This window comes from Candidatus Scalindua japonica, from assembly GCF_002443295.1.
GTDB classification, from domain to species: domain Bacteria; phylum Planctomycetota; class Brocadiia; order Brocadiales; family Scalinduaceae; genus Scalindua; species Scalindua japonica.
This window is the reverse complement of sequence record NZ_BAOS01000036.1, coordinates 22,810-34,707: the sequence shown is the minus strand read 5'-3', so window position 1 is coordinate 34,707 and position 11,898 is coordinate 22,810. Positions and strand designations below refer to the sequence as shown.

Annotated in this window: 10 protein-coding genes; 9 read left to right on the top strand and 1 reads right to left on the bottom strand. The window is 39.6% G+C overall.

Translation table 11 applies throughout. The features are described from left to right. From SCALIN_RS19005 to SCALIN_RS18970, 8 genes are all read left to right on the top strand, one after another. Positions 1–2,313 (top strand): hypothetical protein (locus SCALIN_RS19005; RefSeq protein WP_203415575.1); only part of this gene is annotated, 2,313 nt, incomplete at its 5' end. 66 nt (positions 2,314–2,379) lie between these two features. Beyond that, positions 2,380–4,110, top strand: a complete 1,731-nt coding sequence (locus SCALIN_RS19000; RefSeq protein ID WP_096896027.1) for a DNA repair helicase XPB — start codon at positions 2,380–2,382, stop codon at positions 4,108–4,110. Beyond that, entirely contained in the window at positions 4,097–5,929 is a 1,833-nt protein-coding gene (locus SCALIN_RS18995; RefSeq protein WP_096896026.1) for a hypothetical protein, read from the top strand. The genes SCALIN_RS19000 and SCALIN_RS18995 overlap by 14 nt, the downstream gene beginning before the upstream one ends. Before the next feature lie 257 nt (positions 5,930–6,186). Next, a complete protein-coding gene (locus SCALIN_RS18990; RefSeq protein WP_096896025.1) occupies positions 6,187–6,453 on the top strand; it encodes a hypothetical protein in 267 nt (88 codons plus the stop codon). A gap of 103 nt (positions 6,454–6,556) precedes the next feature. Then, positions 6,557–6,994: an IS1096 element passenger TnpR family protein gene (locus tag SCALIN_RS18985; protein WP_096896024.1), complete on the top strand. Its 438-nt coding sequence runs from the start codon at positions 6,557–6,559 to the stop codon at positions 6,992–6,994. 239 nt (positions 6,995–7,233) lie between these two features. Next, complete coding sequence (locus SCALIN_RS18980) at positions 7,234–7,695, top strand: transposase (protein WP_162532413.1); 462 nt, start codon at positions 7,234–7,236, stop codon at positions 7,693–7,695. Positions 7,696–7,718: 23 nt separating this feature from the next. Then, the gene (locus SCALIN_RS18975) at positions 7,719–7,976 is read left to right on the top strand and encodes a hypothetical protein (RefSeq protein ID WP_096896022.1); all 258 of its coding nucleotides are present in this window, start codon (positions 7,719–7,721) and stop codon (positions 7,974–7,976) included. A gap of 29 nt (positions 7,977–8,005) precedes the next feature. Beyond that, positions 8,006–9,235, top strand: coding sequence for a hypothetical protein (locus tag SCALIN_RS18970; RefSeq protein WP_133112059.1), 1,230 nt, complete (start codon positions 8,006–8,008; stop codon positions 9,233–9,235). Between the two features lie 12 nt (positions 9,236–9,247). Here the strand turns inward: SCALIN_RS18970 and SCALIN_RS18965 are convergent, their stop codons facing one another. Further along, entirely contained in the window at positions 9,248–10,201 is a 954-nt protein-coding gene (locus SCALIN_RS18965; protein ID WP_133112057.1) for a hypothetical protein, read from the bottom strand. A gap of 147 nt (positions 10,202–10,348) precedes the next feature. Between SCALIN_RS18965 and SCALIN_RS18960 the strand changes: the two genes are divergently transcribed. Beyond that, positions 10,349–11,695, top strand: coding sequence for a multiheme c-type cytochrome (locus SCALIN_RS18960; protein ID WP_096896019.1), 1,347 nt, complete (start codon positions 10,349–10,351; stop codon positions 11,693–11,695). Positions 11,696–11,898 lie beyond the last annotated feature (203 nt).

The window sequence follows — 11,898 nt, the reverse complement described above, 5'->3', positions numbered from 1 at the left end:
TCCAACAAGGGACAAGTAATCGATATTATTTGTAAGTCCTCCGTACTTATATTCTTTAACAAATTACCGAAAAAAGCACTCATGTGTCAGAAAATGTTGTTTAATCATAATAGTGATAAAGGCTATGATAGCGGACTATTAATGGATATCCTTAGTGTCCAATCGGATGATTATATTATCCGGATAAAGAACAATATCAAAAGATTCTCACAATATAAGAACCCCGGCACAAAAAACACATTAACAAATGTCCAATATGTTTATCGTACATTGACAAATGTAGAGGTGTTTAAATCTATTAGTGCTGATTTAACAAAGGCAGAGAAACATTTTCTCTCTTTTCTCTGTGGCAAAACAAAAAAAGAAGTCAGTTGGGAAGAGATCAAGAGTGCGGGGTTTACCGAAAAACTGGTAAAGGGATTATGCCTCTTTGGACTGGTCTTTATTATTTGGGATTTGGAGAAGCCGAAAAAAGTTATACTCCCTTATGAATACCGCTATCTACTTTTTTCAAACAACCGGGATAAAGAGAGTGTGTTATATGTGCTCAGGACAATGGGTGTGGAAAAAGTAAAACAGATTACAGATTACTTAAACGAAAATTTCAATGGCAAGTTTGATGTTTCTCTCTCAAAGGCTTCCAATATGGCTTTTCTTTATAACTTTCTCATATCAAGGGGAGAGGAAATAAAGAGTACTTTAACAGCAAAGCAGAAAGAGATCATTTTATTCGTACTCCAGCGCGGAAATGAGGTAGAGTTAGAAGTCCTGTTAGACCAATTTACGAACTACAATGTACATGCATGGGATACGTCAATCAATACTATTTTCAATAACCATTTCTATCATTTTCAGGCCCGACAACAAGGTGATAAGTATACAGAGTTGCAAAAACTGTTTCATATGGGTGCACTGGTATTTAAGAACCACCAATACAGTAACAATGTACTGATTCCCAAAGAAATTTTTCCTCTCCTGGCCCGTGAATATCTCGCAAAGGCAGAGGCTGCTAAGCAGAAAATCATGGCTGAAATGATCTCCGATATACCGAATAGTATGAATGGGAAATCGACAGACTCTTTGCTTCAAATGCTGACAAGAAATATCGTAATCTTTTTAGTTTTTTCACATGTCAAACCAACCCAGAAAAGCCTGATTCCCAAGGCTGCAATTAAAAAATGTGCCAGAATTCTAGGTATTAATCATATTGAACAAATTGACTGTATATCAATATTTCTCTTATTGAAAGAATACATTACAAACAGGGGAAGGAAGTGTTTTGTTCTTACACAAAAAGGCAAAAATTTATTGTTCGGGAAATTGTCTGTCATGGATTTCAGGAAGGAAATCGAGAATTTCTTTTTAATCTCAACTGACTGGAACGAATTATATAAATCACCAAACAGAGTGTTAGACTATTATGCTATTCCTCTCAATTGTGATTTCAAAGGGTTACTGTATCGATGCATGAAAGACATGCCTCACCAGTGGCTGAAGACGGATAAATTCAGGGAGTTGTTGTATGCAGACTACAACTTTACAAAAATAGATAATATTCATGACAGCCTTGATCATATTCAGGAAGAACATTATCTCATCCAATCAAAATCTGATTATAACGATTTAGATGGCATGTACGTATCTATCATCAAAACAATGTATTTCCTTGGGTTTGTAGATATCGTGCAAGGTGAAAAGAGTATTACCCACTTCAAACTGTCGAAAACAGCTATTGCCCTTGCTACAGATCAAGTCATGGACGTAAAGCAGACGAAGGTCCATACTGAAAAGAAAATAATATTGCAACCGAATGGCGAGATTTTATGTATGCCGGGAACACAACTAGATATACTGTCTGAATTGGGAAAATTTACTGAATTTAAAAAGATTGACCATACGATTATCTTTGAATTATCATCTAAAAGTCTGATTAAGGGTGTTACAAATTTTGAACTGGATCTTGCAAAGATCAAAACGTTTTTAACAGACCACACAGGGAAGGAACTGCCGCAGAATATCGCCTATCTTTTCAAACAATTAAAGGAGAAAGAGGATCTTCTGACAGTTGGAACATGCGGTGGATATATAATGGTCAAAGACCGTATTTTATTAGAGGATATTAAGAACATAAAATCGGTTCAGAAACATATCGCCGACTCAAATGAGCTGCCAGTACTGGTTCTAAAATCGGATGCCGGCATCAAAGAAGTATTGCGTGAACTCAGAAAAAAAGGACACTTGCCGAAGGTGAAAGAGATGGAACCGGAATCTGTACAAAGATTTGACAGTTATGAAGAGGATGATTATTTTTAGTCTCAAAGCCGCCAGTTAAATTACTAATTCTTACGCAGGGCCCCAAAGATATCCAAGAAAACAGATATGAACTACAATCCTGAAAACCCGATGATTGTCCAGAGCGATAAGACTATTCTCCTGGAAGTTGACCACCAGAGGTATGAAGATGCCCGTGATGAACTAGTACGGTTTGCCGAACTTGAAAAGAGCCCGGAACATATACATACATACCGCATAACGCCTCTTTCGCTCTGGAACGCCGCGTCATCAGGTGTTACCAATGACACTATTTTAGAGATATTTAATAAATATAGTAAATACGACGTTCCCCAGAACATAGTTGAAGACGTCAAAGACAATATCAGCCGTTACGGCAAACTGAAGTTAATTAAACGGGATGGACAATTCCTTATCACCTCGCAAGACCAGTATCTGATTACAGAAATAACCCACAATAAGCATGTTATACCATTGATCAAACAGCAGTTGAATCAACTCGAATTCACCATTGCTCCATTAAACAGGGGCCATATAAAACAGGTTTTAATAAAAATCGGTTTTCCCGTTGAGGATGTTGCTGGTTATGATGACGGTGAGGCAATCACCTTTACCCTGAGGGAAGACCTGCTTGCGAGTAATCTTCCTTTCACAATGAGGGAATATCAGCGCGAGGCGATTGATGTATTTTACGCAGGAGGAGAAGCAACAGGAGGGAACGGGGTGCTTGTGCTTCCGTGTGGAGCAGGCAAAACTATTCTGGGCATTGCCGTCATGGAAAAATATCAGTACCAGACCTTGATACTAGCGACAAATATTACGGCGCTAAGGCAGTGGAGGGACGAAATTATCGATAAGACAAGCCTGTGTGCGGATGACATAGGGGAGTATAGCGGTGAAAAAAAAGAGATCAAACCGATCACAATAACTACATATCAAATCATGACATTTCGTAAAAAACAGGAAGAGGGTTTTCCCCATCTTGAACTATTCAATAAACAGAACTGGGGTTTGATAATATACGATGAAGTACATCTATTACCTGCCCCTGTATTCCGGACTACGGCCGAAATACAGTCCAAGAGGCGACTGGGTCTCACAGCAACATTAGTCAGGGAGGACGGGTTGGAAGATGACGTTTTCAGCTTAATAGGACCAAAGAAATATGATGTTCCATGGAAAGTCCTCGAAAAACAGGGATGGATTGCAGAGGCAGTTTGTACTGAAATACGCATCCCGTTGGCAGAGGAGTTAAGAATGGAATATGCCGTAGCTGAGTTACGGGAAAAGTTCAGAATTTCTTCAGAAAATCCCCTGAAAAATGATATTATCAAACAATTGTTAAAAAAACACGATAGTGACAACGTCCTGGTTATAGGCCAGTATATTTCACAACTCAAAAGGATTTCCACCGAGCTGGATGCTCCCATAATAACTGGAAAAACTTCAAATCTGGAACGAGAGAAATTATACGGAGAGTTTAAGAGTGGGACCTTAAAGGTCCTTATTGTGTCCAAGGTCGCTAATTTTGCCATAAACCTTCCCGATGCAAACGTGGCCATACAGGTTTCGGGCACGTTTGGCTCCCGCCAGGAAGAGGCCCAGCGCCTCGGACGCATACTAAGGCCAAAGCAGGGGGAAAACAGGGCACACTTTTATTCCCTCATAACACGCGATACCAGGGACCAGGATTTTGCCGTAAAACGCCAGTTGTTCCTTACGGAACAGGGTTATCAATACGAGATACATGATTACGAGGATATCCTTAAGAAAAATTACGCGAAACAAAAAGGAGATATAAAAGATGTCACGTTATAATTCACTGGAATTTTATGAAACAGTGGAAGAGGCGCTAATGGATGGATACACCGCTCCGGTAGTAAAAAATATCTGCAAATTGCTTACTCCTAAACCGCCTACCCGAAAATTGGACATGGTAACATCTATTTGTAATTCGATAAAGGGAGATGGGCTTCATAGTATCTGGACACGCCTGGATAATCTTGCTCAAACTGCCGTTTCCGAGATTGTCCACTCATGTGATAATCAATTTGACACCTCCAGGTTTATGGCTAAGTATGGGAGTGTGCCTTACACCGGCTATTTGAGTGAATATGGAGAACGTAAGCCTTCCTTAATAAATCTACTTATCATTAATGGCACAATGCCTGAAGACCTGAAAGTACGCCTGAAAGATTTTGTTCCGAAACCTGGTTCGTATACAATTGAAGTGGAGGGTGACGTTCCAGACACCTTCATACAGAGATCTTACGGTTACGATTATAAAAGTAATGAGCGTAAAGAGGTCTCCAGTGAAATCCCAATTGTAAAAGCTGAGACACAGAATTTGGCGCTGCAGGATGTGATTTCAGTATTACGTATTATAGATTCCGGAAAGATCGGTGTCAGTGATAAAACAAAGAGACCGACTGAAGCCGGAGCACGAACTATTGCGTCTATCCTGGAGCATGGAGATTTTTATATATTTGACAAAGATAGCGACAATTCAGCAATAGGACATATAAAGGCATTTGCATGGCCGTTGATTGTTCAAAGCGCTAAACTGGCAGAATTGTCAGGCAGTAAGTTAAAGTTGACAAAGCAGGGACAAAAAGCCTTAAACACTCCAACTCATGAGACCATTCGGACACTTTGGAACAAATGGCTCGGTACGACAATTATAGATGAATTCAATAGAGTTGATGCTATTAAAGGACAGAAAGGCAAGGGAAAACGCGGTTTAAGCGCTGTGGCAGAAAGAAGAAGGTGCATTGCCTATACTCTTGCCTCATGTCCGGTAGGTAAATGGATCTCGGTCGAAACCCTCTTTAAGTCAATCAGAGCCTTAGACTATAATTTTATAGTGACTCGAAATGAGTGGAACCTGTACATATGTGAACCTCGTTATGGCTCTCTCGGATATGATGGTTCACATACCTGGGAGATTTTGCAGGGTCGCTTCACCCTTGCCTTCCTTTTTGAATATGCGGCAACTATGGGAATTATTGACGTGGCATATATCCCGCCTTCAATGGCGAGAGATGACTACAGAGGTCTTTGGGGAGCTGACGAACTTTATTTTCTCAGCCGTTACGATGGCCTGCAATACTTTCGCATCAATCCTCTGGGATCGTGGTGTCTCGGGCTGGCAGAGAGTTACAAAGCTGCACCAATAGAGAGACGGCAAGTATTGAAGGTATTGCCCAACCGAGAGATCACAGAAACAAAAGCGCCATTTCCACATTCAGAAGCTATTTTACTGGAAACAATAGCGAACAAAATTTCGGATAAGGTATGGAAACTGGATCCTGACAAAATACTGATTGCATATGAAAAAGGAAAGTCAATTGAAGAAATAAAAGAATTTCTTCTTTCTAAAAATGACCAGGATTTACCTGATACAGTATTATCATTTTTTGAAGATATGATAAGACGAAACAATCTGTTCAGCGATGAAGGCCCCGCGCGTCTTATAAAGGTGTCTGATCCGGTAGCCGCATTGACATTTGCCAACGACAGCCGTCTGAAAAATCTCTGTATATCTGCTGAAGGTGGGTATATTGTGGTACCTTCGTCAAAGGAGACTGCATTTCGGAAGAAGCTGAGGAAGATGGGTTATGGAATTTCTACGCCTTAGATTGTTGAAATTTTACTTGAAAATTGCAGTAAATTTATATAAATAATCATTACGGTATTCCAGCGTCATCCGGTTAGGTTTTTGCATATACCGCGTTTGTCATACCCGAATTCCTTTATCGGGTATCTATGTGGCTCGTAAAATCTTGATTTCCGTTGGAAGCTTGCCCAGAAAAACTTTTAATAGACACAATATTTCTGGGGCTTGAATTCCAAAGTTCTACCTTTGGAAAATTGACTGGGAAACATTAGTTAATAGTGGATATCCAATTGGAGACACTAACGAATACTATAAAAAAATACTTGAAAGAAAATGATGACTCTAATCCCTATATCTATGAAGTTGTAGATGGACAGGAAAGAATACGAACAATTTTAAAATATACGGGTGTTAAACCTACTGATAAGAATGTTTATAGGGGAGATTGGGAAGAGCCTTATTCCTCCTTGCCTGAAACACCTATTGCAAAAGGGAGGGCTTTCTCACAATTAAACGCGGACCAACAAACTGTAAAAAAATGCTAACAGTTCAATGAAAAAGGAGCAACAAACACACGTACTTGGTAAATAAGGACCGTATTCGGAACAAATAATAGTTTCTATTAACCGGAATTAATAAGAGCGAGAGATGAGAGAAATATATACACTAACGGTAGAACTTGAGTCAGGAATGAATGCTAAAAGCACATGGAAGAGAGTGATAGAACTATCAGAAGAAACAGATTTGTATGATCTTCATCTATACATTCAAAAGATAATCGGGTTTGACAACGATCACCTTTTCGAGTTTTTTGTCGGAAAGAGTTGGCGTAAAAGAGAGCGAGTTTTTGGAAATGAAGATGAAAATGGTTTTGAGGAAAGAAAGGGATTAGACACAATGTTAAATGAAGTGTATCCGCTAACGGGATTGAAACTCTATTACCATTTTGATTTTGGTGACTCATGGATGTTTAAAATCAAAAAAGGGAGGAAGAAAAAGTATCTTGTGAAAGGCATCACTTATCCAAGGGTGATCGAGTCGGAAGGTGAGAACCCTGATCAATATCCAAGTTGGGAAGATGAATAACCTGATAAGGGAAACAGGAAGTTCAGGAAACAATATATTTTTGTTTTTGAAGCTTTAAAATATATAAAATGAAATTTGAGAATAAATGTAACAAATGTTTCAAAGGCCATAATCAGACAACTTCATTAACATGTAATTTATGCAAAGATTATGGTTTCAATGAGAGCATATTATGCGAACTAACAAGAGCCGCCCAAAAGGGAAATGAGATTTTCGAGTGTGAGGCTTTCAGACCAAATTTGACTTTTGTTGGAACAAAAGAAGCAAAAAGGGAAATATCACAAAAGGAGTTAAACAGACCTCAAAAAGAAATACCAGACAGAACCAAATGGTTTCGTGCATATGCATTACAACAATGGGAATTTGATCCGGACATGATATTTTGTGAATTAAATTACCATTTGTGTATAATAACACCAAAAAGAGAAAAACTATTTTCAAATACTGAAGACCATTTTGTTAAATTTTCAGAAATTTTCAATTCCATCGGTGATTTTTTTCATGGAAAAATTAATTTACTTTTCATGGGGGAAGATCATCTTCATATCCACATAGATTCCCCGCCGGATTACACGGCAGATGAAATTGTAAATAAAATTATCATAAATTCAGAAATAGAAATACTAAAAGTATTTCTGGAGTATCAGAAAAATACCGAAAATATTTTCATAAGAAATTATTTTATTGAGACAGTAGGATAAATGGAAACAATAGGGAAGCAGAATTGTCATCACTACTCGATATTGAGTTAGATTACTTTGCGATTCTTGATAATCCGGTAGCGCGATTGAATAAGATTCTCAATTGGGGAAGTAAACCTGCTTACAAAGGTATAGGTTATATAATTCATTTGAGTTCAGATCCACTTCAAACGTCAAAAAGACTCGAATCCCAATCTATCCAACTGGATAAAAATAAAAAGTATCGATGGAGTTCGTTTGCCATTAAACCCGGCCATAGTTTTACTATCGAGCAATCCTGAATGTAGATAGAAATGCGAGGATGGAGACAATGACGAAAGCAGCGGCAGAAATGAATCTTAAACAATTCATAGCTCAACAGAAAACAATACCGGCCCCTGAGGAAGAGAATCGGTTCCCTTATTCAGAATACTGGATAAAAGCGGTCCTTTATATTCTGCTTTCTGGCAGGGTAAAAGCCAGAACAGATGGATGTCCTAACAGGACAGATGTTGATCGCATTTGCAGACAGGCAAATTTTAATACATATTTGTTTGAAGACGTTGCCAGGTTATTGATTAATAGTAAGGTTGTAATTACAAAAGATAAATCTGGTGCTAAACGTTATCAGGAAGGAGAATGCTTTAACGCTTTTACAACCTGTAACATCAAAAAAATTCGAGTTGCCGCAAAAGATGCATTATTAGATTTTGTTCAGGAATATACGGGGCATCTGATTTATAGGCCTACTTTTGCGATGAGTTCCAGGTTAGTAGAATTCTTGATGTTATTTTTTGAATGCTTTAAGGGCAAGGCCATTTTGGAAGAAGATATTGGAAAAGCATTCCTTGAATTCAGCAAATTGCCAAAAAGAACACTTCTCCCCGTTAAAAAAAAACTCGACATCAAAGACCAACCACTGGATTCTTGGAAATCATGGTTAGACGAAAAAGGGCAACAGGCGCTGCTCTCAGCACTCTATATTACAAGATGGGCTTGCGTAACCGAGGAAAAAGGAAAGGATTGGATATTTCTGAATAAGACAGGGCAGATCATGCTTGGCTTTTGCTCAGCGCCGCCCCCCCCACCGGTATGTACGGAATTTAAGGCATTATCCAACCTCTCTGTTCTGGCAGGATGTGACCGTCCCGCAAAGACACTTGTGCCACTTTTCCGTTACTGTAAAATCGTAAGAATCGACCGCATTTTTGAATTTCAGTTTGATAAAAAGGTGATGCAGGAGGTGCCGTCCAAAACCTCTGCCAGCAAGGAGTTGTTAACAGCGCTTAAAGAACTGGATCCCTTGCCGTCGACGACAAGGGCCTTCCTTGGAGACAAGAAACCATCAGAGGTGGGGGCCGTCTTGCGTGTAGGATACTGTTCTGCCATTGTAATACCAGAAGACCCTGAGATGTTATATGTTATACGCCAGCATCCTAAATTGAAAGGCTATATTGCGCCTAAATCACCTAAAGGTATGCTCATAATTAAACATAACTCCAGCGCAGACAATTTTTTTCAGAGATGTAAGGAGTATGGTTTCAAACTAAAATTATTGTAATAACATAACTGACTATTTTCCACCTTCCCGCCTCAATAACAACCTGGCGAAGTTATACATTACAAAATATTCCCACGCGAAAGGACCGAAGCCCAGGAAACCCGCAACAGGCATTTCAAATATCTTCAGGTCTTGCATGAAAGGCGCTGTGTAAACCCATTTCGACGGCGCCCAGAAGTTCCAGAATTCCCAGAAGAATCCACAGATAAACCCGGCCGCAAAGAGAGAGAGGATCCTTCTTAATGTTCCATTCTCCAGATCTCCTAACAGAGAATCTCCTCTGCTTGAATATACAATAGGCTCAAACAGCATTACAAAGCCCGTCCATACGAGGCCGAAAAGATATTTTGCAGAACTTTCCGGTAGTAACAGTGGAGCCATGATGAAGAAGAAGCCAAGAATGATTCCCCCGTAAATTATCCTGTTATTTACCTTAAGTTTAGCAATATGAAATCTATCAAAAACCCGAAGAGTATCAAGAAGCTCGGCCGTGAGAAACATTCCGGGCATTATCGTCGCGAATGCCAGTCCCATTCCCAGACAGAGTTCTACAGGGTTAGTTGGTAAGCCGATATATTTCCAGTTCACAAGGTGCAGGTTGTAAAGTTCAAAGAGCAGCCAGATGATTATTGAAAGAGGAAGCTGCAGCAGAAAATTTCTTCTTCTGTTGCAGATAAGCGAGTTCCCCTTCAGCCGGAAAATTATAGCGTCTATCAGAAAAATGTATCCCCACCAGCATAATGGTGTCGTCCAGACACCTACTCGGTGCGCTATGTAGGAACGGTGTTGAAAGATAACCGCAAATTCAGCAATTGATATCAAAAAGATACCAATCCAGCCATGTAATTTAAACTTGTATCTTTTCTTCACTTCAGGTTCCATTTTATTTTCATTAATCATACCCAGAATTCTATTAAAACTTACAAAACAGTCAACAAACTTTTTTAAATGATTCAACTCCGGCATTATTTTTCTTCTTGATTTTCTTTTTAACCATATACTATTATAAGTAATTATAACATTACCCACTATCGGGAAGACAATTTTATGAGTGCGTCTTTCTGACATAATATTTATTATTAGTAAAAAAGCTAAGAAAGGAAGGAAATACATATGAATAGAAAAAAGAAAATGTTCGTATTCTTTTTTATATTTACACTGGCAGCTTGTGGGCTTTTTTCATCTATGAACGCTTATGCCGGAGACCTTGGAAAACTCGCGAATGGCGAAGGGAAATGGGGCGAATTCTGGAAACCAATCGAGATGTTCCGCTGGTGGGACCCGGGACACTATTTTGAACCTGACAACAAAGTTGAAGGTGAATTCCAGGGAACGGATTGTATTACATGTCACAAAGTAACGACTCCAGGGATTGTTCTTGACTGGAAGAGGAGTAAACATAGCGGAGCTGTAGTAACCTGTGACAAATGTCATGGAAATGATCACCAGAAACTTTCTATGCCCACTCCAGAGACTTGTGGGACAAAGGGGTGTCATGCCAAACAGGTTAAGCAGTTTAAGTCTGAAAGAGAGTCAGGGCATCCTGCACATGCAAGGGCTTTCCATCCGGATGTAGTTGAAGCGGGATGGCAGATCAATAAACCTCAGCCTGAGGTCGCCGGGTGCGCGCAGTGTCATGCTGTTGAAAATAAATGTGACTCATGTCATTTCAGACACACTTTCAAGGCCGCGGAAGCAAGACGGCCGGAAGCATGTGGATATTGCCATAACGGCCCGGACCACCGTGATATAGAGTGCTATGAATCTTCTGCCCATGGAGTCATTACAAAGATTGATGGAGACAACTGGGACTGGAACAAGAAACTGAAGGCAGGAAACTACAGGGCGCCAACATGTGCCTATTGCCACATGTACAAAGGTACTCACAACGCCGTTGAAAACACGGTATATTCCCATATGGGAGTACTGGAAGTTGATCGCGGGGCAGAGGAACACGCGGCAAAAAGAAAAAAGTGGGTTGGTATCTGTAACGATTGCCATTCATCTCGATTTGCAGCCGCGTATTTAAGAGGAGCTGATGAAACTGTGAAGGTGAGCCATACTAAAGTGAGAGAGGCAAAGGCTATTGTTGAGGATTTACAGAAGGACGGTTTCCTGGAGGCCATGCCAAAGGACCTGGCGCCATATCTTGACGAAGGTCATAAATGGAACCTGGGTAGCAGAATGTATAATATCACGGAAATTGAACGAACATACTTTGATATGCTTGTCTACCAGGGAACGACTGTTTTCAAGTCTGCCTTCCATATGTCCGCGGATATGCAGACATACGTCGCAGCTTTTCAACAGGACGAGTCTCTTTTAAAAGTAAAATCAGAAGCAAGCAAGTTGAGAAGGTTAAAAGCACTGGAAGAAAAAGCAGGTATTTCACATATACCTTATGACTTCTGGAAGAAGGGTGAATATACGGATACACTCAATACGATTGATACTAAATAAGTGATTACCATTCTTTTAGAGGGCAGGAGTTATAATATCTCCTGCCCTCTTTTTTTGAAGTACAGTAAACCTTATCACTGATGTAATACAAATCATCAACCCATCTACTATTCGCTGTTTTATCTATTTTTCACCTTGATTTAAATAACATATAGTTTTACAATTTTATCTCTTCCTATTCGTATTGATATTTCATTGCTAAC